The 22,846-nt window shown below is 45.1% G+C and carries 22 protein-coding genes and 1 other annotated feature; of the genes, 19 read left to right on the top strand and 3 right to left on the bottom strand.

The window, feature by feature from the left end; all coding sequences use genetic code 11:
- Positions 1-106: 106 nt before the first annotated feature.
- The 4 genes from B0H99_RS14175 to leuS all read left to right on the top strand — a co-directional run bounded on the left by B0H99_RS14175 (position 107) and on the right by leuS (position 5,640).
- On the top strand, positions 107-1,303 hold the full coding sequence (locus B0H99_RS14175; protein ID WP_106534347.1) for an MDR family MFS transporter: 1,197 nt from the start codon (positions 107-109) through the stop codon (positions 1,301-1,303).
- Between the two features lie 179 nt (positions 1,304-1,482).
- Complete coding sequence (locus B0H99_RS14170; RefSeq protein WP_106534346.1) at positions 1,483-2,175, top strand: CoA transferase subunit A; 693 nt, start codon at positions 1,483-1,485, stop codon at positions 2,173-2,175.
- A gap of 18 nt (positions 2,176-2,193) precedes the next feature.
- On the top strand, positions 2,194-2,850 hold the full coding sequence (locus B0H99_RS14165) for a 3-oxoacid CoA-transferase subunit B (protein ID WP_106534345.1): 657 nt from the start codon (positions 2,194-2,196) through the stop codon (positions 2,848-2,850).
- Positions 2,851-2,895: 45 nt separating this feature from the next.
- Positions 2,896-3,102: a binding site (T-box leader), on the top strand.
- A 126-nt stretch (positions 3,103-3,228) separates the two neighbouring features.
- On the top strand, positions 3,229-5,640 hold the full coding sequence (gene leuS / locus B0H99_RS14160) for a leucine--tRNA ligase (protein ID WP_106534372.1): 2,412 nt from the start codon (positions 3,229-3,231) through the stop codon (positions 5,638-5,640).
- A gap of 209 nt (positions 5,641-5,849) precedes the next feature.
- Here leuS and B0H99_RS14155 read toward each other — a convergent pair whose 3' ends face one another.
- Positions 5,850-7,127: a BaiN/RdsA family NAD(P)/FAD-dependent oxidoreductase gene (locus tag B0H99_RS14155; RefSeq protein WP_106534344.1), complete on the bottom strand. Its 1,278-nt coding sequence runs from the start codon at positions 7,125-7,127 to the stop codon at positions 5,850-5,852.
- Positions 7,128-7,290: 163 nt separating this feature from the next.
- Between B0H99_RS14155 and B0H99_RS14150 the strand changes: the two genes are divergently transcribed.
- Together B0H99_RS14150 and B0H99_RS14145 are read left to right on the top strand one after the other, a co-directional pair.
- Positions 7,291-8,898: a putative polysaccharide biosynthesis protein gene (locus B0H99_RS14150; RefSeq protein ID WP_106534343.1), complete on the top strand. Its 1,608-nt coding sequence runs from the start codon at positions 7,291-7,293 to the stop codon at positions 8,896-8,898.
- Between the two features lie 9 nt (positions 8,899-8,907).
- Positions 8,908-9,621 (top strand): pseudouridine synthase, encoded by a 714-nt coding sequence (locus B0H99_RS14145; RefSeq protein WP_106534342.1) that lies wholly within the window; start codon positions 8,908-8,910, stop codon positions 9,619-9,621.
- A gap of 40 nt (positions 9,622-9,661) precedes the next feature.
- On the opposite strand, the gene B0H99_RS14140 is transcribed toward B0H99_RS14145, so the two are convergent.
- A complete protein-coding gene (locus tag B0H99_RS14140; protein WP_106534341.1) occupies positions 9,662-9,883 on the bottom strand; it encodes a DeoR family transcriptional regulator in 222 nt (73 codons plus the stop codon).
- A gap of 296 nt (positions 9,884-10,179) precedes the next feature.
- Here B0H99_RS14140 and pepV point away from each other — a divergent pair, with 296 nt between their 5' ends.
- The 6 genes from pepV to B0H99_RS14110 all read left to right on the top strand — a co-directional run bounded on the left by pepV (position 10,180) and on the right by B0H99_RS14110 (position 15,525).
- The gene (gene pepV / locus B0H99_RS14135) at positions 10,180-11,553 is read left to right on the top strand and encodes a dipeptidase PepV (protein WP_106534340.1); all 1,374 of its coding nucleotides are present in this window, start codon (positions 10,180-10,182) and stop codon (positions 11,551-11,553) included.
- A 17-nt stretch (positions 11,554-11,570) separates the two neighbouring features.
- Complete coding sequence (gene dat / locus B0H99_RS14130) at positions 11,571-12,419, top strand: D-amino-acid transaminase (protein ID WP_106534339.1); 849 nt, start codon at positions 11,571-11,573, stop codon at positions 12,417-12,419.
- Between the two features lie 75 nt (positions 12,420-12,494).
- Complete coding sequence (gene thpR / locus B0H99_RS14125; protein WP_106534338.1) at positions 12,495-13,031, top strand: RNA 2',3'-cyclic phosphodiesterase; 537 nt, start codon at positions 12,495-12,497, stop codon at positions 13,029-13,031.
- 44 nt (positions 13,032-13,075) lie between these two features.
- Positions 13,076-14,005, top strand: coding sequence for a diacylglycerol/lipid kinase family protein (locus B0H99_RS14120; RefSeq protein ID WP_106534337.1), 930 nt, complete (start codon positions 13,076-13,078; stop codon positions 14,003-14,005).
- A complete protein-coding gene (gene trmB / locus B0H99_RS14115; protein WP_106534336.1) occupies positions 14,005-14,655 on the top strand; it encodes a tRNA (guanosine(46)-N7)-methyltransferase TrmB in 651 nt (216 codons plus the stop codon). Before B0H99_RS14120 ends, trmB begins: the two co-directional genes overlap by 1 nt.
- Positions 14,656-14,673: 18 nt before the next feature.
- On the top strand, positions 14,674-15,525 hold the full coding sequence (locus B0H99_RS14110) for a YtnP family quorum-quenching lactonase (protein WP_106534335.1): 852 nt from the start codon (positions 14,674-14,676) through the stop codon (positions 15,523-15,525).
- A gap of 208 nt (positions 15,526-15,733) precedes the next feature.
- On the opposite strand, the gene B0H99_RS14105 is transcribed toward B0H99_RS14110, so the two are convergent.
- Positions 15,734-16,048 carry a PepSY domain-containing protein gene (locus tag B0H99_RS14105; RefSeq protein WP_106534334.1) on the bottom strand — a complete coding sequence of 105 codons (315 nt, stop codon included), beginning with the start codon at positions 16,046-16,048 and terminating at the stop codon, positions 15,734-15,736.
- Between the two features lie 168 nt (positions 16,049-16,216).
- On the opposite strand from B0H99_RS14105, the gene B0H99_RS14100 reads away from it, so the two are divergent.
- From B0H99_RS14100 to B0H99_RS17675, 7 genes are all read left to right on the top strand, one after another.
- On the top strand, positions 16,217-17,290 hold the full coding sequence (locus B0H99_RS14100; RefSeq protein ID WP_106534333.1) for a M42 family metallopeptidase: 1,074 nt from the start codon (positions 16,217-16,219) through the stop codon (positions 17,288-17,290).
- A 63-nt stretch (positions 17,291-17,353) separates the two neighbouring features.
- Positions 17,354-17,902, top strand: a complete 549-nt coding sequence (locus B0H99_RS14095) for a DUF84 family protein (RefSeq protein WP_106534332.1) — start codon at positions 17,354-17,356, stop codon at positions 17,900-17,902.
- A gap of 33 nt (positions 17,903-17,935) precedes the next feature.
- On the top strand, positions 17,936-18,451 hold the full coding sequence (locus tag B0H99_RS14090) for a hypothetical protein (protein WP_106534331.1): 516 nt from the start codon (positions 17,936-17,938) through the stop codon (positions 18,449-18,451).
- 14 nt (positions 18,452-18,465) lie between these two features.
- Positions 18,466-18,783, top strand: a complete 318-nt coding sequence (locus B0H99_RS14085) for a thioredoxin family protein (protein ID WP_106534330.1) — start codon at positions 18,466-18,468, stop codon at positions 18,781-18,783.
- A 58-nt stretch (positions 18,784-18,841) separates the two neighbouring features.
- Positions 18,842-19,657, top strand: coding sequence for a DUF1444 family protein (locus tag B0H99_RS14080; RefSeq protein ID WP_106534329.1), 816 nt, complete (start codon positions 18,842-18,844; stop codon positions 19,655-19,657).
- Positions 19,654-20,262 carry a YtpR family tRNA-binding protein gene (gene ytpR / locus B0H99_RS14075; protein ID WP_106534328.1) on the top strand — a complete coding sequence of 203 codons (609 nt, stop codon included), beginning with the start codon at positions 19,654-19,656 and terminating at the stop codon, positions 20,260-20,262. The genes B0H99_RS14080 and ytpR overlap by 4 nt, the downstream gene beginning before the upstream one ends.
- A gap of 6 nt (positions 20,263-20,268) precedes the next feature.
- The gene (locus B0H99_RS17675; protein ID WP_146137272.1) at positions 20,269-22,818 is read left to right on the top strand and encodes a DNA translocase FtsK; all 2,550 of its coding nucleotides are present in this window, start codon (positions 20,269-20,271) and stop codon (positions 22,816-22,818) included.
- The last annotated feature ends 28 nt before the right edge of the window (positions 22,819-22,846 follow it).

Raw genomic sequence — 22,846 nt, 5'->3', positions numbered from 1 at the left:
AACGGCAGAAAAATCTGTTTTTACGGGTCTCGAAATATTTCTCTTGTGGAGATCTTTCAAAAAGCATACAATGGCTTTTGGAATTAAGAATGAAAGGAAGACTGGAATGCCAAAACGTGTCTGGCTGCTAATTATCGGAATGCTCGTAAATGTTACGGGGAATTCGTTTTTATGGCCGTTAACTACTATATATATGCACGATTATTTAGATAAATCCTTATCAGTTGCCGGGCTGATCCTGATGGTGAACGCTGCTGCGGCTATAATCGGAAATTTGCTTGGCGGGGTGATGTTTGACAGAATCGGTGGCTATCGTTCAGTCATGAGCGGCATTGTCTTGACTACAGTTGCATTAGCCGGTTTGACCATATGGCATGACTTCATGCAATTTGCCGTTCTTTACACAATCATCGGTTTTAGCGGCGGTATTGTGTTCCCAAGCATGTACGCGATGGTAGGGACCGTATGGCCTGAAGGCGGCAGAAAAGCATTCAATGCTATTTACCTGGCGCAGAATGTCGGCGTTGCCATCGGACCAGCAATGGCGGGATTTTTAGCTGCTTACAGTTTCGATTATATTTTCGCAGCTAATCTAGGAATGTACATTGTGTTCTTTTTCATCGCATTGTTCGGATTCAAATCGATGTCGATCTCACCAGTAAGCCATACTTCGGTGTTTAATGAAAAAAAGAAAATCCGAAAACCGGCACCTTTTTATGCGCTGATGATTGTCTCGGCGGGCTACTTGCTTTGCTGGATCGGCTATGTCCAGTGGCAGTCCACGATTTCAGCCTATACGCAGCAAATCGGTATAACACTTCCGCAATATAGTCTTCTATGGACAATTAATGGTTTGTTGATTGTTGTGGGCCAACCGTTTATCCAACCTGTCATCAAACGCATTGAAGACAATATCAAGCGCCAATTGGTCATTGGCATCGTGATTATGATGATATCGTACATAGTGGTCGCGTTTGCGGAAGAATTCAGCATGTTTATTGCCGCAATGGTCATTTTGACCATCGGTGAAATGTTTGTCTGGCCAGCTGTGCCGGCACTTGCCAACCACTTAGCGCCAAAGGGGCGTGAAGGGTTCTACCAAGGCATCGTTAACAGCGTGGCGACAAGCGGACGGATGATCGGTCCGCTATTTGGCGGGTTGATGGTGGATCTTTATGGTATGTCCGCGCTGTTTTTAGCAATCACTTTACTGGTTAGCGTATCCATCGCCACTTCGCTGCTTTACGACTATCCATTAAAAAAAGAGAAACAAAGACAGCTGGAAGAAAATTTTACCCAGTGAAAAAGGCCGGCATCCTCAAAAGGGTTGCCGGTTTTATTTGATATTGAGAAGCAGAGCGGAACTAGAGCAAGCTCTTGATCTTTTCTTGGTTGTCTTTTACTGGATAGTTTGATTAAATTAAAGATGAAAGCGTTTTATTAAAATAATTCAGACAATAGTTTTTAAAGGGGGAGCTTGGTGTGAAGCCGATTTATGGATCTGCTCGAGAAGCAGTTGAGCAAATACAGGACGGTGCGACGATCATGGTTGGCGGGTTCGGTTTGGTTGGAATTCCGGAACAATTGATCTTGGCGCTGGTTGACAAAGGGGTAACCGATCTGACAGTCATTTCAAACAATTGCGGAGTTGATGATTGGGGGCTCGGGTTGTTATTGAAAAATAAACAAATCAAAAAAATGATCGGTTCGTATGTTGGCGAAAACAAGGAGTTTGAACGCCAAGTTCTATCCGGCGAAATTGAAGTTGAATTGACGCCGCAAGGAACTTTGGCCGAGAAGATGCGCGCTGGAGGAGCCGGCATCCCTGCATTCTTTACACCGGCGGGAGTTGGAACTCTCGTTGCAGAAGGCAAGGAGATACGTGAATTCGATGGCAAAGAATATGTCCTGGAACACGCTTTAAGAGCTGATTTTGCCTTAGTGCGCGCTGCCAAAGCAGACAAAATGGGCAACTTGGTCTATAACAAAACGGCACAAAACTTTAATCCGCTTGCCGCTGCTGCAGGCAAGGTAACAATTGCTGAAGTAGAAGAAATTGTGGAGACTGGTGATATCGATCCGAACCAAGTGCAAACTCCGAGCATTTATGTACAAGGGCTTCTACAAGCGAAACAGGAAAAACGCATTGAACGTTTAACAACTCGAACTGTTTAAGAAAGGGTGGGGAATCTCGTGGATGAGAAACAATTAGTAAGAGAACGCATAGCAAGGCGGGCTGAAAAAGAAATCAAAGACGGCGATTACGTCAACTTGGGAATTGGCATGCCGACGCTTGTTGCCAATTTTATTTCCGATAACAAAAGTGTGGTTCTGCAATCTGAAAATGGCTTGCTTGGAATTGGGCCATATCCGACCAAAGACGAAGTGGACCCGGATTTGATCAATGCCGGGAAAGAAACTGTCTCAACGATTCCCGGTTCTGCGTTCTTCACAAGTGCCGAATCGTTTGCGATGATCCGTGGAGGCCATATTGATGTAGCGATTCTAGGCGGCATGGAAGTGGCGGAAAATGGCGATCTGGCAAACTGGATGATTCCGGGGAAAATGATAAAAGGCATGGGCGGAGCGATGGATTTGGTGCACGGCGCTAAAAAAGTCATTGTCATCATGGACCATGTGTCCAAAGACGGTTCAGCCAAAATCAAAAAGCAGTGCGACTTGCCGCTGACAGGCAAAAGTGTAGTAAATAAAATTATTACAGAGCGGGCAGTAATTGAAGTGACGGAAAACGGCTTGGTGCTGACAGAAGTATTTGACGGCTATAGTGTACAGGACATTATCGATTCGACAGATGCGCCTTTAAACACGGAAAACGTCAAAGTGTCCTAAACTATTGCCAAAAAAGGGTGCTTCGTCTAAAATAAATATTAATAGCAAATGACAGCGAAGAGGAACAGTAGATTGCTTTTTTTCCTAAGAGAGCCGGCGGGTGGTGCAAGCCGGTGAAAAGCGCAATCGAACTCGCCTTGGAGTCAGTGTATGTGAACTAGAGTAAGATACACCGTTTTCCGCGTTAAGGAGTCAAGTTGAGCGAGAGATCGCTAATTTGGGTGGTACCGCGGGAAAACTCCCGTCCCTTATTTTTTAAGGGACGGGAGTTTTTTATTTTTCATGCTATCACTGGCTGGACTTTCATAAGCGGGAGGGTTCAGTTTGGCAGCACCGGCATTTTGCCGTTTCCGCTTTTCTAATGAGGAGGAACTGGATATGACATTCAAGCACAAAGAAGTTGAAAAGAAATGGCAGAAATACTGGGCCGAAAATAAAACTTTCAAAATGGACAATGATGAGTCCAAGGAGAAATTTTATGCACTTGATATGTTTCCTTATCCATCAGGTGCAGGCCTTCACGTCGGGCATCCGGAAGGATACACAGCGACGGATATTTTAAGCCGCATGAAACGCATGCAAGGCTATAACGTTCTTCACCCGATGGGATGGGATGCATTCGGCCTTCCAGCAGAGCAATATGCTTTGGATACAGGAAACGACCCAGCTGAGTTCACTGCGAAAAACATCGCAACGTTCAAGCGCCAAATCCAGGAACTTGGGTTCTCATATGATTGGGACCGTGAAATCAATACGACAGATCCTGCTTACTATAAATGGACGCAGTGGATTTTCATTCAATTGTACAATAAAGGGTTGGCATATGTTGACGAAGTGGCTGTGAATTGGTGTCCTGCACTAGGAACAGTACTTGCCAACGAAGAAGTGGTCGACGGATTGTCAGAGCGGGGCGGGCATCCGGTTGAACGCCGTCCGATGCGCCAGTGGGTATTGCGCATAACAGAATATGCAGACCGCTTGCTTGAAGATTTGGATGAACTTGACTGGCCGGAAAGTTTGAAAGACATGCAGCGCAACTGGATCGGGAAATCCGAAGGAGCGGAGCTGAAATTCAAAGTGGATGGCAATGGCCATTCATTCCGCGCATTCACGACACGCCCGGATACGATTTTCGGCGCTACTTATGCTGTATTGGCGCCGGAACATAAATTGGTGGCAGCCATTACAACAGAAGATCAAAAAGCGGCCGTTGAAGCTTATATTGACGAAGTAAAAACGAAAAGCGATTTGGAGCGTACTGATTTGGCTAAAGGCAAGTCCGGCGTATTTACTGGAGCCTATGCCATCAACCCGGTGAGCGGCGAAAAAATGCCGATATGGATTGCGGATTACGTATTGGCCACTTATGGAACTGGTGCGATCATGGCAGTTCCGGCGCATGATGAGCGGGACTATGAATTTGCGAAGCAATTCGATTTGCCGATCGTTGAAGTGGTATCCGGCGGCGTTATCGATAAAGAAGCTTATGCAGGAGACGGGGAACTGATCAACTCTGAATTCTTGAACGGCTTAAACAAAAAAGACGCGATTGCCAAGGCGATCCAGTGGCTGGAAGAACACGGAGTCGGCGAGAAGAAAATCACTTACCGTCTGCGCGACTGGCTATTCAGCCGCCAGCGCTACTGGGGCGAACCAATTCCGATCATCCACTGGGAAGATGGCACAATGACACCGGTTGATGAAAAAGACTTGCCGTTGATGCTTCCGGTGACAACTGATATTAAGCCGAGCGGTACAGGGGAATCGCCGCTTGCAAACATTGAAGAATGGGTTAACGTTGTTCATCCGGAGACTGGTTTGAAAGGCCGCCGCGAAACGAACACAATGCCGCAATGGGCAGGCAGCTGCTGGTATTACTTGCGTTTTATCGATCCGACAAACGACGAAATGATCGCAGATCCGGAATTGTTGAAACGCTGGCTTCCGGTTGATGTTTACATCGGTGGAGCCGAGCATGCAGTGCTTCATTTGTTGTATGCACGTTTCTGGCACAAAGTGCTTTACGATGTGGGAGTGGTTTCCACAAAAGAGCCGTTCCAAAAATTGTTCAACCAAGGAATGATTTTGGGTGAAGGCAATGAAAAAATGTCGAAATCCAAAGGCAATGTGGTTAACCCGGACCAAATCATCGAAAGCCACGGAGCAGATACGCTTCGCATGTACGAAATGTTCATGGGGCCGCTTGAAGCATCGATTGCTTGGTCGACAAATGGGCTTGATGGTTCACGCCGTTTCCTTGACCGGGTTTGGCGATTGCTGGTGGAAGAAGACGGATTGAGCGGAAAAGTGGTAGAGGCAAACGATGGCAAACTTGAAAAAGTCTACCACCAGACAGTTAAAAAAGTAACGGAAGACTTTGAAGGACTTCGTTTCAACACTGCCATTTCACAAATGATGGTCTTTATCAACGAAGGCTATAAAGCTGATGCTATTCCGAAAGAATATGTTGAAGGCTTTGTAAAATTATTGTCTCCAATCGCGCCGCATGTGGCCGAAGAGCTTTGGGAGAAGTTGGGCCATAGCGGCACAGTCTCTTACGAAGCATGGCCGGCATTTGACGAGTCGAAATTGGTTTCAGATGAAGTGGAAATCGTTGTCCAAGTGAATGGCAAAGTGAGAACGAAACTGGTTGTCGCAAAAGCCAGCACGAAAGAAGAGCTTGAAGCGGCAGCGCTTGCCGACGAGCATGTACAAAAAGCGGCTGACGGCAAAGAAATTCGCAAAGTCATTGCAATTCCAGGGAAATTGATCAATATTGTAGTAGCATAAATAAAAAAACCTGTCCGGCAGCTTTAAACTGCCGGACAGGTTTTTTGTAGTCGAATGTTAGCGAACGTGCATATTTTTCGGTGAGCGTGCGAATTTTTTTCTAAGCGTGCATATGAGTTTCTGAGCATGCGTAAAAGTCCTGAGAACCGTAAATAACTCAAAAAATAAAGCCATTCGCATTAGGTGCGAATGGCTTTATTTCTATAAAACTATGCGTTTGCGGCAAATTCTTGCGCAAAGCGGGCAGCACTTTGGCCGGCAACATTGCCGGTCACGAGCGCAGATGTGATATTGTAGCCGCCGGTATAGCCATGTATGTCCAAAATTTCACCGCAGAAGTAGAGGCCGGCTTTCTTTTTGGAGGCCATTGTTTTCGGTTCGATTTCCTTGATGGAAACCCCGCCGCCAGTAACAAACGCTTTTTCAATCGGCTGCGTACCGGTGACGAACATGGAAAATGAGGTCAGTTGAGCGGCAAGCGCACGGACTTTGTCGCTGGCAAGTTCAGCGCCGATTGCTTGCGGATCAATGCCTGCACGTTCAAAGAGGAAAAGCATCCAACGTTCCTGGCCAATTCCTTTCCATACATTTTTCACTGCTTTTTTTGGATCATCCTTCATCATTTTGTGCAGCAGCTGGAATGCCGATTCGGCGTTTTCATCCGGCAGGGAGTTGATACGGATTTCGACAGGGGCACCGCCGTTTTTCTTTAATTCTTTTACGACAAACTGGCTGCAGCGCAATACCGCTGGACCGCTCAAACCAAAATGGGTGAACAGCATGTCCATTTGGTGGGTGATGATCGCCTTGCCTTTTTTATTCAGTACCGAAACAGCTGCGTCGCGCAATGCCAATCCTTGCAGTTCGCGGTTGACGATAAACGGTTCTTTTGACAGGAGCGGTACTTCTGTCGGATACAAGTCGGTCACTAGATGGCCGGCTTTTTCCGCCCATGGATAGCCGTCGCCGGTAGAACCGGTTTGCGGTACCGCTTTTCCGCCGACTGCGACGACCACTGCTTTTGCAGTATATTCTTCTCCCGAGTGCAGGCGGATACCTGTCACACGATCGTCAGTCATCAGCAATTTTTTTACAGGCGATTCGAGCAGAACAGTCACATTCAGCCGGTCCATTTCACGGAACATGGCGTCAGCCACATCTTGCGCACGATCGGATACCGGGAACATGCGGCCGTGGTCTTCTTCTTTCAACGCGACACCAAGGCCTTCAAAAAATGCAATAATATCTTCGTTACTGAACACAGAAAACGGACTGTGCAAAAAACGGCCGTTCCCTGGAATATTTTTCACAATTTCGTCAAGAGGCAGACGATTGGTAACGTTGCAGCGTCCTCCACCAGAAATAATCAGTTTTTTTCCAAGTTTTTTTCCTTTTTCAACCAATAAAACCTTTTGGTTTCTAGAGGCGGCGGCAATTGAGGCCATAAGCCCCGAGGGACCCCCGCCAATGATAATTACGTCATACATAAAATAAGAACTCGCTTTCGTTTTTCTTTTCAGTATACACGATACGTCAAAACACGTTGAGTAATTTCTTCTATGGGTGTACACTATCGTGTAGATTGTTTTTTTACAAGAATAAAAGCGTAATCAAAACTTAGATTATTACATACAAGTCAGGAAGTGCAAAATGTCTACACTCATCAAAGGAACCGCCATTTTAACCTTAGGTTTATTCTTATCAAAAATTCTCGGCGTTATTTACGTTATCCCGTTTTATGATATGGTCGGGGAAGAAAACATCGGCCTCTACCAATATGCATACATACCGTATAACCTGATGCTGTCGCTTGCGATTTCCGGTGCCCCAATCGCTTTTTCCAAATTCGTAGCAAAATACAATTCACTCGGTGATTATGAAACTGGGCGCCGGCTTTTGAAGTCTGGATTGCTGACAATGATGGTTACAGGATTTGTCGCATTTTTGCTGCTGTATTTCTTTGCAGAGCCGCTTGCTCATATGACAATCGATGAAAAAGATAAATTCCACTCGGTGCAGGATGTTAAAGAAGTGATTCAATGGGTCAGTTTTGCTTTGATTGTCGTGCCGTTCATGAGCTTGTGGCGCGGGTTTTTCCAAGGGTACAATTTCATGATGCCTACGGCGGTTTCTCAGCTGATTGAACAGATCGTCCGAATTATTTTCTTGCTTGCAGGTGCCTATATTGTCTTGAATTTCTTGGACGGCACACCAAAAACCGCTGTGCAGGTCGCAGTGCTTTCTGCCGCAATTGGAGCGCTCGGCGGCGTTATGGTATTGTTCTATTACTGGAGAAAGAAAAAGCCGGAATACAACGAACTACGGGCGAATTCAGTCGAGTCATACGACGTACGGTTACGCGATATGTATAAAGAAATTGCTATCTATGCGGTACCGGTCGTATTCCTCGGCATTGCCAATCCATTATTCCAGTTTGTCGACATGTTAACGTTTAACAATGCAATGAGTACGACAGCGAATGCTGCAGAATCCAGCAAATACTTGAGCATCTTAAACTTTACCGCCCACAAATTAGTAATGATTCCGGTCATGCTTGCCACTGGATTCTCCATGGCATTGATTCCGCTCATTACAAGATACTTTACTAGAAATGAGCACGATCAAGTCACCCGGACGTTGGATCAATCGTTTCAAGTTTTGCTCTTCATGACCTTGCCGGCAGTCGTCGGGATGACGATGCTGTCTGACGAGCTGTATCATGTGTTCTATGAAGTAAGCGCAAGCGGTTCCCAGATTCTTGCCCATTACTTGCCGGTGGCGATTCTCTTCGCGTTATTCCCGGTCACGGCTTCCATTTTGCAAGGAATCAACCAACAGAAATGGATCATTTTAAACTTATTAGTCGGTTTGCTGTTAAAACTTGCTTTGAATATTCCGCTGATCAAAATGTTTGAAACAGATGGGGCGATAGCTGCCACGGTCATCGGTTATGTTATGGCAATCGCCATGAACTTGGCTGTTATAGCGAAAACGTTAAATTACCGTTCTTCTTTAGTCTTAAGAAGAATCGTTTTAATCATTTTGATGAATGCTGTTATGGCGGCTGTTGTTTTTGCAGCTATCTCGGTACTTGACCTCTATTTGCAGATGGACAGCAAATTTCATTCAATCATCCGGATTTTGCTTGTTGGAGCAATAGGCGGGGCTGTATATGGCTTTATCGGATTGAAAACAGGCATAGCACAAAAATTGCTCGGTGAACGTTTGACAAAATATACTCGAAAATTCGGTTTCTAGGAGGGCAACATGCGCATCGATAAATTCTTGTCCAATATGGGATTTGGTTCCCGGAAAGAAGTGAAAGTTCTGCTGAAGTCAAAAGCGGTGGAAGTGAACGGTGCAATTGTCCGGGATCCGAAAATACAAGTCGATGAATACCACGATAAAATCGAAGTGCACGGAGAAACGGTGGAATACGCAGAATTTGTCTATCTGTTGATGAACAAACCGGCTGGTGTAATTTCGGCGACAGAAGACAGGTACGACCGGACTGTTATCGATCTTCTAAAGGAAGAGGAGCAGCATTTCCAACCGTTTCCTGTGGGACGGCTTGACAAAGATACAGAAGGATTTTTACTTTTGACAAACGATGGGCAACTCGCCCATGAACTGTTATCACCAAAAAAGCACGTGGATAAAACATATTTTGCTGTTATTAATGGTGAAGTGACCGGTGAAGACGTTGCCGCTTTTGAAAAAGGTGTCACGCTTGAAGATGGGTATGTTACTAAATCGGGCCAGCTGAAAGTGCTGAAAAGCGGGCCGGTATCTGAAATCGAACTGACGATTACGGAAGGGAAATTTCATCAAGTCAAGCGCATGTTCCTAAGCGTCGGCAAAGAAGTGGCGTATTTGAAAAGGCTGTCGATGGGTCCGCTAACATTAGACCCTGCACTTGCGCTTGGGCAGTATCGCCATTTGACCGAAGAAGAAATCGAACTTCTAAAACAAAGAAAATGACCGCAGCTTTTGCGGTCATTTTCTTTGTTTAGAAAGCCATTCAGGTTGTCACTTTCACTTTTTTATGCGTCGTTGTCCATTTGCCTCGAGTTGGGCTAATCACCAAATCGTTAAAGGCTAACACATTCAAATCTCTTTGAATGGTGCGAGGAGTGATGCCGAATTCATCGACTAAATCTTGCGTAGTTACAGTTCCGTTATCTCGGATGTACTTATACATATCTTTAATTCGAATGAGCATGCGATCAGTGGTAGGTTTCATTAAAATAAACCACTCCTTCATCTTTTTTCCCATTGGCAAAGACTAGCGGACGAGGTGCTGAGGTGTATACAGCAGACTAGGTATTGAGAACGACAACCCCTTTTTCTAAAAGAATGTGTCAAAAGAATTTATTTGACAATTTGATTATATCGAAAAAATAATTAGTTTACTATAATTTTCGCTTTTTTTCTGCTATTTGATGGAATAAAAGGCAAAAAAATGCCCGTTTTATACAAGCATTATTTAATTTATGCAAAAAAGGTGTACAATAGCTTTAATAAAAAGGAGTGTGGAATATGGATTGGCAACTGGAAGCAGAAAAGCGAAAAGATCGAATGCTTGAAGAATTGCAGCAGCTGATTGCAATTCCGAGTGTATTAAGTGATGAAACGGCGCCGGAAGCTCCTTTTGGAAGGGATGTAAAGCGGGCGCTTGAATGGTTTTTGGAAAAAGGAACGGCCAATGGGTTTCAAGTGAAAAACGTAGACCATGTTGCAGGGCACCTGGAAACGGGGGAAGGCGACGAGCTGCTCGGCATTTTAGGGCATGTAGATGTGGTCCCGACCGGAACCGGATGGACAAAAGATCCGTTTAGTGGAGTTATTGAAGATGGCAAGCTCTATGGCAGGGGCGCAATTGACGATAAAGGGCCGACAATCGCAGCTTGGACCGCCTTGAACATAGTGAAGGAAGCAGGTTTTGATTTTTCAAAACGGGTTCGCCTCATTATCGGTACTGATGAAGAAAGTGGATTCCGGTGTGTCAAGCGCTATTTCGAAAAGGAAGAAATGCCGACAATCGCATTTGCGCCGGATGCGGACTTCCCGATCATCAATGCAGAAAAAGGCATTGCTGGCTTGGTATTTTCAAAAGCAAATTGGACACAAGACGATAACCTGTTCACTTTTAAATCCGGAGAGCGGACCAATATGGTGCCGGACTTAGCGGAAGCGACAGTAGCGGGAGATTTTGCAAAGTGGCAGGAAAGGTTTGAAAAATTCTGCAGAGCCCGTAATTTAATAGGTTCCAGCGAAGAAGTCGACGGGTATACAACATTAACGCTGCACGGCAAATCGGCCCATGCGATGGAACCGGACCATGGCGTCAATGCCGGAATTTTGCTTGCGTTATTCTTGAAAGATCATTTAAGCGGCGAAGGACAACAGTTTACAACATTTATCGCCGATTATTTCCACGGCGATTCGCGCGGCAAGAAACTGGGCCTCGCTTATAAGGATGAAATATCCGGAGATACAACGTTCAATGCAGGCATCATCCGATTCGAACGCGGCCAAAAAGCGACAGTATCCATCAGCATGCGTTATTCGGTAAGCTTTCCCTTCGACAATAAAATGGCCGACTTTAAAAAGGAAGGATTCTTGCTGGAAATCGTTTCAAACTCCCCGCCCCACCATGTGGACGAGAGCGATCCTTTTATTCAAACGCTTCAAAGCGTCTATGAAAGACAGACAGGGCAAAAGGCTGATCTTTTGGCGATTGGCGGTGGTACGTATGCCCGTGTCTTGAAAAAAGGCGTCGCATTTGGCATGCTATTCCCAGGAGAAAAAGATGTGGCCCATCAATTGGATGAATTTGTGGATATTGATAACCTAGTAAAAGCGACTGCTATCTATGCGGAAACAATCTATCAATTGGCTTGTAAAAAATGAGAGAAGAGGGATTAGAAATGGACGTAATTTTACATAATGATCAGTTTATTCGCGAAGAAGAATTGGTGATTTCCAAAGAAGATCGAGGTTACCAGTTCGGGGATGGAATTTATGAGGTAATCCGCGTGTACGAAGGAAATATGTTCACAGCAAAAGAGCATATCGATCGCTTCTATGCAAGTGCGGAAAAAATAAAAATCGTCATCCCTTACACAAAAGATGTTTTCCACAAATTGATGTACGATTTAGTTGAAAAAAATGAAATCAACAATGGCCAAGTATACGTGCAGATTACGCGCGGAGCTTCAATTCGCCAACACCATTTTCCGATAGATGCGCCGCCGGTTTTGATCGGTTATACGAAAACGGTTGAACGCCCTGTTGAATTGATGGAGGCGGGTGTACGCGGAACATTTATCGAAGACATCCGCTGGCTTCGCTGCGACATCAAGAGCTTGAATCTTCTTGGCAACGTCCTTGCAAAGCAAGAGGCTTACGACAAAGGATTCTATGAAGCAATTCTTCATCGCGGTGAAGTTGTAACAGAAGGTTCTTCTACAAATATGTACGGAATAAAAGACGGAGTGGTGTTCACCCATCCGACAGACAACCTGATTTTGCCGGGCATTACAAGAAGCGTAATTTTAGACCTTTGCCAAGAAGCAGGAATCCAAGTGCAGGAAACTGCCTTTACGAAAACCCAGGCGCTGGAAATGGATGAGTTTTTCTTGTCTTCTACGACTGCTGAGGTAATGCCGATCATCGAAATTGATGGCCAGACAATCGGCGACGGCACTCCAGGTGTGCTGACTAAAAAGCTTCAAAAAGCGTTCGCTGAAAAGTTGAACTTGGGAGTAAAAGCATAAATGAAAGTGATCGGCAAACGCCGATCACTATTTTTTTATTAGAGGTTAAATGATAAACTGAAAAGAGGTGCGCTAATGTCCAAACATTACTTTATCGGGATCAAAATCCCGGCGGAAGTTGCGGGGAAATTAGATGCGGCAAGACAAGAATGGAATTTAACGAGCCATAAACGTTACACTTCGCCAGTAGATATGCACATCACCTTGCTTTTTATCGGCAACGACCCCAATTCGGAAATCAAAGCTGCAGCAGAAGCACTGAAGGAAGTTGCACATGCAGCTTTCAAACTTACAATTAATGGGGTGAAAGCGTTCGGCAATCCTTTAACCCCGCGCATCATCTATGCATCCATTGAAGAAAGCGAAGAATTGGCGGCTTTGCAACAATCTGTCCGGCAAACACTGCAGCCCTTTCACTTGAATCCGGACACGAAACCGTTCGTACCGCATATCACGCTCGCAGGAAAATGGAAAGGCGGTCCGCCGATCAAGCAGTCCTTGTCGCTTGGACCAGTGACTTTCCAAGTGACGGAATTCTCGGTATTTCAAATTGAGCCGCAGCAAGTGCCAAGATACATCCCGATTCAAACTTACCAATTGGAAGAAGGTTGACGAATGATTTGTTCGCATAGTGCAGTGCCGCTGAGTGGCGGCAAATGAAAGTAGTGTTCATCATCAATCCGGCCGCCGGCAACGGCAATGCCCTGAAAAAGTGGCGGCGCTTCGAGCAAACCATCCCTTTTCCTTTTGAAGCTGTGGTTACTGAAAAGAAGGGCCATGCCACGAGCGTGGCAAAAGAGCTGCGTGTTTCAACAGAAAAAGTTCTTCTGGTCGGCTTTGGAGGAGATGGCACATTGCGCGAAATCATTGCCGGTGCAGCAGGAGCTGAGCATCTAGTTGTCGGTGCCGTTCCAGCGGGATCGGGCAACGATTTTTGCAGAGGGTTTTCCGCTTTTTCTGACGCGGAATCTATCGTTCGCTTTCTAAAAAGTCCAGGTTATATAAAAAAAGACCTGGGTCAATTCAGCGAAGAAGCGAGGGCTTATTTTGTCAGTAGTTCTGGCATCGGTTTTGATGCCGAAATTTCGGTGCTGGTCAACCGGTCGCCGGTTAAAAAATGGCTAAATCAATTCAGGGCTGGAAAAATTGTTTATGTGCTTTACGTTATCAAAACGTTGATGAACTTTGAACGGTTTCAATTGACGGTGGAGAACGGGAACAATAGGCAAGTGTTTGACAATGTCTGGTTCGCAACGGTCAGCAATCAGCCTTATTTCGGAGGAGGCATGAAAATTTCGCCCCATTCTAAAGCGGACGATGGATTGGTGGAATTAACGGTCGTCCATAATTTGTCCCGATTGAAACTATTATTCGTTTTTGGTACGGTATTTACTGGAACCCATACGCGTTTCAAGGAAGTGGCCCAAATGAGCCGGCCTGAGTTCAGGCTAACGGCGAATAAAGCCGTTTTCCGCCATATTGATGGAGATAGTGCAGGAACAATGCCTATAAATCAAACAGTAACATACGCTGTGAGCAAACAGTATTGGCAATCTGTGAATATAGAACAGAAAGAGGAAGACTAATGAGATCACGTTTTAAACCATGGGCAGCCGAGTTAATCGGAGCCCATCCGGAAATCATCATTCCCGAACCGGAGAAAGTAAAAGGGAAATGGCAAGAAGTTTTTGGCAATGATCACCCGCTGCACATTGAAGCGGGAACAGGGAAAGGCCGGTTTATCGTCGGTATGGCGAAAATGAATCCGGACATCAACTATATAGGAATCGAACTTTTTGACAGCGTTATTGTCAGCGCACTCGAGCGTGTTTTGGAAGAGGAAGGCGGCATTCCAAACTTGCGCCTGTTGAAAGTGAACGCAAAAGATATCGAATCGTATTTCGAGAAAGGCGAAGTGGACCGGCTTTACTTGAACTTTTCGGATCCATGGCCAAAATCTCGCCATGCAAAACGCCGTCTGACACATGAGACGTTTTTACGGTTATACGAAACAGTTCTGCCTGAAAATGGCGAAATCCACTTCAAGACGGACAACCGTGGTTTATTCGAATATTCGCTTACCAGCATTTCCGAATATGGCATGTTGTTAAAAGACGTTTCATTGGATTTGCATGCCAATGAGCCGGAATGGAACATTATGACCGAGTATGAAGAAAAGTTTTCGAAAAAAGGGCAGCCGATTTATCGGCTGGAAGCACAATTTCAGGCAGTCTAATGATCAGGGGGATGGAAAATGGAGAAGTTTCAATTTCACGACATGACATTAACGTGGCTGGATGGGGGAACCACATGGCTGGACGGGGGCACAATGTTTGGAGTAGTGCCGAAAGTTGTCTGGTCGAAGCGGTATCCAGTCACTGAAGACAATCAAATTGAATTGCCGACGCACCCAATTTTAGTTCAGTTCCAAGGCCACAATATTATTATTGATAGCGGCCTTGGGGCTGGAAAATTGACGGATCGCCAAAAGCGTAACTTAGGCGTTTCTTCAGAATCTCGGATTGAGGAAGACTTGAAAGAACTAGGGTTAACATTGGAAGATATTGATATCGTATTAATGACACATTTGCATGGCGACCATGCAGCTGGATTGACGAAAAAAAATGGAGAGGCTTACGCACCAGTTTTTCCAAATGCAAAAATCTATGTATCTTCTGTTGAATGGGAAGAAATGAAAAACCCCAATATTCGTTCGAGAAATACCTACTGGAAAGAAAACTGGGAGCCGATCGTTTCTCAAATAGAAACATTCGAAAAAGAACTGACACTTTTTGAGGCGATTTCCATGATACATACTGGCGGGCATTCAAATGGCCACAGCGTTATCAAACTGGCAAGCGGCGGGGAAACGATTCTGCATATGGGCGACATTATGCCGACTCATGCCCATCAAAATCCGCTCTGGGTCCTGGCATATGATGACTATCCGATGGATTCAATCTATGCAAAAGAGAAATTGGTAAAAGAAGCTTTGGAAAAAGGCTTTTACTTCACCTTTTACCATGACGCTTATTACCGCATATTAAAATGGAGCCAAGACGGCAAAGAAATTGTCAAATCGGTCAAATATAAAGAATTGAAATAGTAGAAAGAGCCGGAATCCCGGCTCTTTTTTACTAGTGAAAAAGTTCTGTGTAAGAGGCAGGTTCTCCAGCAAACCAATAGGGAGGCATAAGTTCGGAGAATAAGCGGGAACTACGGATAGCAGGCGTGCAAAAGTCTGTTTCAAAGGAAATAAAAAGCCGCCGAAAAATTCTCGGCAGCTTGCAAAAAGGAACAAAAATAGTTCCTTTTTATACTTTTTTTACTTCTAAAACGGCGCCGGTATAAGCGTCAGCGAGAAATTCGAATTGTTCCAGCTGATCTTGGCGGTGGCGCGTAATGCCGCCTTTGTAGACTTCTGTTGTTACTGCGTGCTGTTTGTACGGTTCGGTTTTCATGAAAATCCAGGAACCGTCGATCGGCCCTTCTTCTTTAAAGGCAGATTTCACTTGCTTCAGCACATCGTCTGCTGAGTAAAGCTTTTCTTTGCGGTCGTATGCTTCTTTTACTAAAAAAGCCGTAACAGCTCCTGTTGCAAACCCAATCAATAAATCGCGATTTTTCACTCGAATCCCTCCTATACGTGCTGAATAAATTGTACCATAAAAGAAAACGAGCAAGGAAATAATGTGGCATGCAAAACTTTTCTTTCGCTAATCGAAATATAAAAGTGGAAATACTTCGATAAAAACTCTAAACTGATAAAAGGCAGTTATTTAGGAGGAATTAGTTATATGAACCGTGAAACAATAAATCTATTCAAAACTTTGACGGAACTTCCGGGAACTCCTGGCAACGAACATGCAGTAAGAAAGTTTATGAAACATGAACTCGGTAAATACTCTGATGAAATTATCCAAGATAAGCTAGGAAGTGTCTTCGGTGTCAAACGCGGCAAAGAAGATGGGCCGCGAATCATGGTTGCTGGCCATATGGACGAAGTCGGGTTCATGGTTTCATCCATTACTGATAATGGCCTCCTTCGCTTCCAGCCGCTAGGTGGCTGGTGGAATCAAGTAATGCTTGCAACCCGCGTGGAAGTTATCGCCGGCGACAAATCCATTCCAGGGGTCATAGGTTCAATTCCACCGCATCTATTAAGTGAAGAGCTTCGTAAAAAACCAATGGATATTAAAAACATGCTGATCGATATCGGAGCTGATAACAAAGACGATGCTCTTGCAATAGGGATACGTCCAGGGCAGCAAATCGTTCCTTTCAGCCCGTTTACACCAATGGCAAATGAGAAGAAAATCATGGCCAAGGCTTGGGATAATCGCTACGGCTGCGGTCTGGCAATAGAACTGCTGAAAGAGTTGAATGGTGAAACTTTGCCAAACCAACTGTTTTCAGGTGCGACGGTTATGGAGGAGGTCGGATTGCGCGGTGCACAGACAGCAGCAAACATGATCGATCCCGACATGTTTTTTGCGCTTGACGCCAGCCCGGCAAACGATGCAAACGGCAATAAAAATGAATTTGGCCAACTTGGCAAAGGAACGCTTATCCGCATTCTGGATAAAAGTATGGTTACGCACCGGGGCATGCGCGAATTTATTTTGGATACAGCAGCAACCCACAAAATTCCGCATCAGTTTTTTGTGTCGCCTGGCGGTACTGATGCAGGCCGCGTCCATATTTCAAACCAAGGCGTACCGAGTTCGGTCATTGGCATTTGCTCACGTTATATCCACACAGCAGCATCTATTGTCCATACGGATGATTACGCAGCTGCAAAAGAATTGCTAAAGCAGCTTGTGAAGACTGCCGACCGCTCCACTGTTGAAACAATTAAACAAAACGTTTAAAAAAGTGCCTTCGGGCTCTTTTTTTTGTCCGAGCATCACATGAAAATTGAAAGGAATGAAAAAATGAAAAAAATTCATGCAGTTATCGCCTCAAGCAATCCTGCAAAAATCAAAGCCGTTTCAACCGTCTTAACCGAACTGGAAATGGCTTTTGAACTGCAATCCTTGGAGACGGATTCCGGCGTGTCGGCACAACCTTTTTCTCTTGAAGAAACCCGGCTTGGTGCGGTCAACCGGGCCCAGCGAGCACTCCGCTGTGAGGCTGATATTGCCATAGGCCTTGAAGGGGGCGTCTATGAACTGGAAGGTGTGCTGCATTTGTGCAATTGGGGTGCTCTTTATTCAGAAAGTGGGGAGCTTTATACCGCGGCCGGGGCGCAAATTCCATTGCCAAAAAGCATTGCGGATCCTTTACGGGCAGGAGAGGAACTTGGTCCGATCATGGATGTATATGCGCAGGAAAGCGGCATTCGCCATCATAAAGGCGCCGTCGGAATTCTGACAGCAGGACTTGTCAATCGTGATGAGATGTTTCAGCATATCGTCAAACTTTTGCTCGGACAATACATGCTAAGCGGCGATTCAGTTGCATGTGCTTCGAAACACCTTTAAAATAAGAACATGCAAAGCTAAGGAGGAATGTTTGTGCCTCGAAAAAGATGGGTCGGAATGATTCTTTTTACAGCAGTGATGCTGGCCGGTTGCATGGCAACGCCAGAAGAGCGGGTTGCTGATGGTTTAGCGAATGCACGTGATGCGTTCGAACAAGAACCGATGAACACCAATGAACAGGCGGATGATAGGGGCCTATATCTCCCTGGCGGCTATACAATTGAAAAACCTTCCGATAGAAATAACGTGATTATTACAAAAGGCAGCGATTCTTTTGTATTGTTTATAAATCCGAATGAAAAAAGTGACAGCAAGTTTTTTTATGATCTTCAAAAAGCAAATCCAGAACAACAGTGGCTGGTGGATGAAACCTTCGAACAAAATGGCCGTTTCGGCTTTACAACAGTCCGGCTGATTGCTGAAGAACGCTATGAGATTGTAGAGAGTGTGGGCGGCGTGAAAATGACCACCATTTCCAAAGAAAGCAATATTGCTGACAATATGGACTGGATGATGAAAACAATCCGATCGATCGATCCGGAAGAATAGGGGTGGGACTATACATGAGACGTTTACAATCAGTTGACGAATTCCATGATTTGGCCGAGGAGAAACCGGTCGTATTCATGTTTACAGCCGGATGGTGTCCGGATTGCCGGGTAATTGACCCAATCATGCCCGAGGTGGAAAATTCTTTTCAGGAATATGAATTTATTTCTGTTGACCGCGATGAATTTATTGATTTGTGCATTGAAAAAGATGTCTATGGAATCCCAAGTTTTCTGGCATTCAATAATGGCCAGGAAGCAGGGCGATTTGTCAGCAAAGACCGGAAGACGCAAGAAGAAATCGAATCATTCCTGGCCAATTTGCCGAAATAATAAAAAAGACGGTTCGCCTTCTGGGCTGAACCGTTTATTTTTGAAAGGATGAACGCTCATGAAATCAACTGAATTGGTGAACTTATTAAGAGAGCGGATGCCAAGCCGCCAATTGGAATGGCGCTTTGACCGCGAAAAAGATATGGTTCATATTCGCCATGAAACCTTGCAAAAAGGCATGTCTCTTTCGCTTCCGCAGGTAATCAACCGTTATCAGGCAAAAGGCGACGATGCGATAGAGGAAATCGTCTACACCATTACAGAAACGTTTAACGCGATGGAAAGAGAAGCGAAAGGGGAGCTCGTGTCTTCAGAACACATTTATCCGGTAATTCGCTCAACTTCATTTCCACTGGAATCCAATGAAGGCCATAAGTTCATTACGTCAGAACACACGGCGGAAACACGGGTGTATTTCGCCGTGGATGCTGGTACTACCTATCGCTTAATTGATGAAAATGTGTTAAATTCATTAAGTCTGACAGAAGACCAGCTGAAAGAAGTTGCAAAATTTCAAGTGAAAAAGCTGGCGAATAAATTAAAAGAAGACCATGTTGCAGGCAATATCTTTTATTTTTTGAATGAAAATGATGGATATGATGCGTCGCGGATCTTGAATGAATCTTTCCTTAAAGAAATGAAAATGAAAATAACCGGAGATATGACAGTTTCCGTTCCCCATCAGGATGTGCTGATCATCGGCGATATCCGCAATGAAACCGGGTATGACGTATTAGCGCAAATGGCGATGCACTTTTTCACAAACGGCAAAGTGCCAATCACTTCTTTGTCATTCATATACGATAAAGATGAACTGGAGCCAATCTTCATTATGGCAAAAAATAGACCAACCAAGGAGAACGATAAAAAATGAATGTTTTTTACAATAAAGATGGAATCGGCGATGTATTGTTGGTTCAATTACAAATGGAAAAACCAGAAGAAATCACCGTGCAAATTTCAGGAGATGTCACCCTTATAAAGGACGAAGCAGATCAAATCACCGGATTCAACTTGTTCAACGCGTCTTCTTATATTGATTTCCCGGAAACTCAGGCAGTGGATTTATCGGAAGAACTAGTGACTTCGCTGCAAAATGCATTGGAGAAAAACGATATCGACTATATCTTAGAAGTGGATTTATCCCCTAAATTTGTTGTCGGCTTTGTCGCAGCACAAGAAAAGCATCCCAATGCCGACAAACTGAACGTATGCCAGGTGGCTGTCGGAGCAGAAACACTACAAATCGTTTGCGGGGCGCCGAACGTTGAGCAAGGACAAAAAGTGGTAGTGGCGAAAGTCGGGGCAATCATGCCTTCGGGAATGCTGATACGGGACGCTGAATTGCGTGGTGTTGCTTCGAGCGGGATGATTTGCTCTGCAAAAGAATTGGCTTTGCCTGATGCTCCGCAAGAAAAAGGAATACTTGTCTTGCCCGCAGATGCAGAAATCGGTTCGCCATTTGAAGTAAAGGCGTGACGCAATATGGGCTGGGTAAAAAATATATGGAAGCGTATGTTTCCTGAGGATTTAGAAGAGGAAAGTAAGGAAGCCGACTGGGAACAAGCGCCGCCTCAGCAAAAAGGGCCGACTCCATTTCGTTTTCCGCTTATTCCGGATGATGAAAAAGAGGTCTTCATAAGACGGGATGCCACACTAGTGAAAATAGAACCTTCTATGAAGAAGGAAAAGCTTCCGTCTCTTGAGATGCAGACTCCGGAACCGGCAGTTTCGCCGGTACGTAAACCTATTGCTCCTCCAAGCAACAAGACCGTACCGCCAAAGAGCAGACCGCAAACTTCTGCGCCGAAGCCACTTAACAAAACGCGCCGTTTCGAGCCGACAAAGGTTCCTTCTCCGGTATACGGCTTTGATGAATCAAGGCCGGCACCGATCGAAAACTTGCTCGAACGGAAAGAAATTCATTTTGAACCGAAAAAGTTGCCCGAGCCAATGGCACATAGGCAGACGGTTCAACAGACTAAAGAACCGAGCGGAAAATCAATTGTTTCACAACCGATTTTAGACGAAAATCTAATTTCAGGAGCTAATGCTGGGCAAACCCCAGTTTATCGGGAAGCGCCGCCAGCTATTCAAGAGCAGGCGCCAGTGCTTGAAGAAGCGCCCATTCTTTTACAAGAGCCTGTAATAGAAGAGGCACCTGTTAGTAGAACAGAAACGTTCGTCGAAGAAGAAAAAGAAAGCGTACAAGAGCCGGCAGTTGAAGAAGAACCGGTCCTAGTACAGGAATTCGCCGATCAAGAAACCGTAACAATACCGCAAGAACCTGTAAAAGAAGAAAATGAACAAGCAGTACATATAACAGCACAAAAACTGCAACCTGAGATTGAAAAAGCAGAATCGGTCCAGGAAAAGAAACGCGAAAAAACGGTGCCTTTCAATGTGTTGATGCTGAAGTCAGACAAACAGCGGCTGATGAAAAACGGAAGTTCGGCTGCAAATAAACCAGTCGAGCCTAAGCGTGAAGAAGCGGTAGCGACGGAACTGAAAATAGAAAAAACCTCAAAACCAGCCGAAGCGATAGCAGTAGAGACAAAACCAGCCAAAGAAAGCCTTCCGGCAGAAAAAGAGTCTCCTATTGAAATAGCGGAAGAAAAACCATCGGCTTATTTGCATCCGGAAAGCGACTTCTTATTGGCGCCGGAAGATGACCGGAAAGATGAGAGCTGGATGGAAGAGCAGGGCGAACGGCTAGTTGAAGCGCTTTCCCATTTTCAAATCCAGGCGTCCATTTTAAGTATTGTCCAAGGGCCAGCTGTCACCCAATTCGAACTAACGGTAGCTCAAGGAGTGAAAGTCAGCAAAATCCGTAACTTAGCCGACGACTTGAAATTGGCACTTGCGGCAAAAGACATACGCATACAAGCGCCGATTCCTGGGAAAAGCTCTATCGGCATCGAAATTCCAAACCGAACATCACGCGCAGTGCGGATTTCAGAAATTATTGATAGCCCGGTCTTTAGGGAATCTGATTCTCCGCTGGAAGCGGCACTTGGGCTGGATTTGACTGGAAAGCCCGTGACGCTTGACTTGCGCAAAATGCCGCACGGTTTGATTGCCGGAGCAACCGGTTCAGGGAAGAGTGTCTGCATCAATTCTCTCTTAGTGAGTTTGTTGTACAAGTCTTCACCGAAAGATTTGAAATTATTGTTGATTGACCCGAAAATGGTGGAATTGGCTCCTTACAACCATATCCCGCATTTGGTCAGCCCTGTAATTACAGATGTGAAAGCTGCAACCGCTTCTTTGAAGTGGGCCGTTGAAGAAATGGAGCGGCGCTACCAATTGTTCGCTCACGTTGGAGTCCGTGATATAAGCCGATACAATAAAACGGTGAAAGAAAAAGGGGATCATGCGCAGCACCTTCCTTATATTCTTATTATCATTGATGAGTTGGCCGATTTAATGATGATGTCGCCTTCTGATGTGGAAGATGCCATCTGCCGAATTGCACAGAAAGCAAGAGCTTGCGGCATCCATTTGGTCATAGCAACACAGCGTCCGTCTGTGGATGTTATTACCGGCTTGATCAAATCAAACATCCCGACGCGTATTGCATTTTCCGTGTCATCGCAAGTGGATAGCCGGACCATTTTGGATTCGCAAGGAGCTGAAAGGCTTCTTGGCAGAGGGGACATGCTTTACCTTGGAAACGGCATGTCAGCGCCAGTCCGTCTTCAAGGAACTTTTGTGACAGATGAAGAAATTGAAACCATTATTGAGCATGTGCGGGCACAAGGCAAACCCGAGTACTTTTTTAAAGAAGAAGAGCTGATGAAGCGAACAACTTCACCAGGGGAACAGGATGACTTGTTCGAAGAAGCATGCCGCTTTATCTTAGCGCAAGGAACGGCATCCACTTCATTGCTGCAACGGAAATTCCATATAGGCTATAACCGGGCAGCGAGACTAATGGATTTGCTAGAAGAACAAGGGTTTATTTCCGAACAAAACGGCAGCAAAGCGCGATCTGTTTTGATCACTGCGGATGATATGGCAGAAGTTTTTCAATAATCTCCCTGCGAACTGCACGAATAGTAAA

Origin of the sequence: Planomicrobium soli, from assembly GCF_003014655.1 — a bacterium.
GTDB classification, from domain to species: Bacteria; Bacillota; Bacilli; order Bacillales_A; family Planococcaceae; genus Planococcus; species Planococcus soli_B.
The sequence above is the reverse complement of the archived record's forward strand: the minus strand, read 5'-3'. Positions and strand labels throughout refer to the sequence as shown.

Bases quoted from the DNA above. Each gene is read 5' to 3' on its own strand.
- B0H99_RS14175 (WP_106534347.1), top strand. From the start codon at position 107: ATGCCAAAACGTGTCTGGCTGCTAATTATCGGAATGCTCGTAAATGTT.
- leuS (WP_106534372.1), top strand. From the start codon at position 3,229: ATGACATTCAAGCACAAAGAAGTTGAAAAGAAATGGCAGAAATACTGG.
- B0H99_RS14155 (WP_106534344.1), bottom strand. From the start codon at position 7,127: ATGTATGACGTAATTATCATTGGCGGGGGTCCCTCGGGGCTTATGGCC.
- B0H99_RS14150 (WP_106534343.1), top strand. From the start codon at position 7,291: ATGTCTACACTCATCAAAGGAACCGCCATTTTAACCTTAGGTTTATTC.
- B0H99_RS14145 (WP_106534342.1), top strand. From the start codon at position 8,908: ATGCGCATCGATAAATTCTTGTCCAATATGGGATTTGGTTCCCGGAAA.
- B0H99_RS14140 (WP_106534341.1), bottom strand. From the start codon at position 9,883: ATGAAACCTACCACTGATCGCATGCTCATTCGAATTAAAGATATGTAT.
- pepV (WP_106534340.1), top strand. From the start codon at position 10,180: ATGGATTGGCAACTGGAAGCAGAAAAGCGAAAAGATCGAATGCTTGAA.
- dat (WP_106534339.1), top strand. From the start codon at position 11,571: ATGGACGTAATTTTACATAATGATCAGTTTATTCGCGAAGAAGAATTG.
- thpR (WP_106534338.1), top strand. From the start codon at position 12,495: ATGTCCAAACATTACTTTATCGGGATCAAAATCCCGGCGGAAGTTGCG.
- B0H99_RS14120 (WP_106534337.1), top strand. From the start codon at position 13,076: ATGAAAGTAGTGTTCATCATCAATCCGGCCGCCGGCAACGGCAATGCC.
- trmB (WP_106534336.1), top strand. From the start codon at position 14,005: ATGAGATCACGTTTTAAACCATGGGCAGCCGAGTTAATCGGAGCCCAT.
- B0H99_RS14110 (WP_106534335.1), top strand. From the start codon at position 14,674: ATGGAGAAGTTTCAATTTCACGACATGACATTAACGTGGCTGGATGGG.
- B0H99_RS14100 (WP_106534333.1), top strand. From the start codon at position 16,217: ATGAACCGTGAAACAATAAATCTATTCAAAACTTTGACGGAACTTCCG.
- B0H99_RS14095 (WP_106534332.1), top strand. From the start codon at position 17,354: ATGAAAAAAATTCATGCAGTTATCGCCTCAAGCAATCCTGCAAAAATC.
- B0H99_RS14085 (WP_106534330.1), top strand. From the start codon at position 18,466: ATGAGACGTTTACAATCAGTTGACGAATTCCATGATTTGGCCGAGGAG.
- B0H99_RS14080 (WP_106534329.1), top strand. From the start codon at position 18,842: ATGAAATCAACTGAATTGGTGAACTTATTAAGAGAGCGGATGCCAAGC.
- ytpR (WP_106534328.1), top strand. From the start codon at position 19,654: ATGAATGTTTTTTACAATAAAGATGGAATCGGCGATGTATTGTTGGTT.
- B0H99_RS17675 (WP_146137272.1), top strand. From the start codon at position 20,269: ATGGGCTGGGTAAAAAATATATGGAAGCGTATGTTTCCTGAGGATTTA.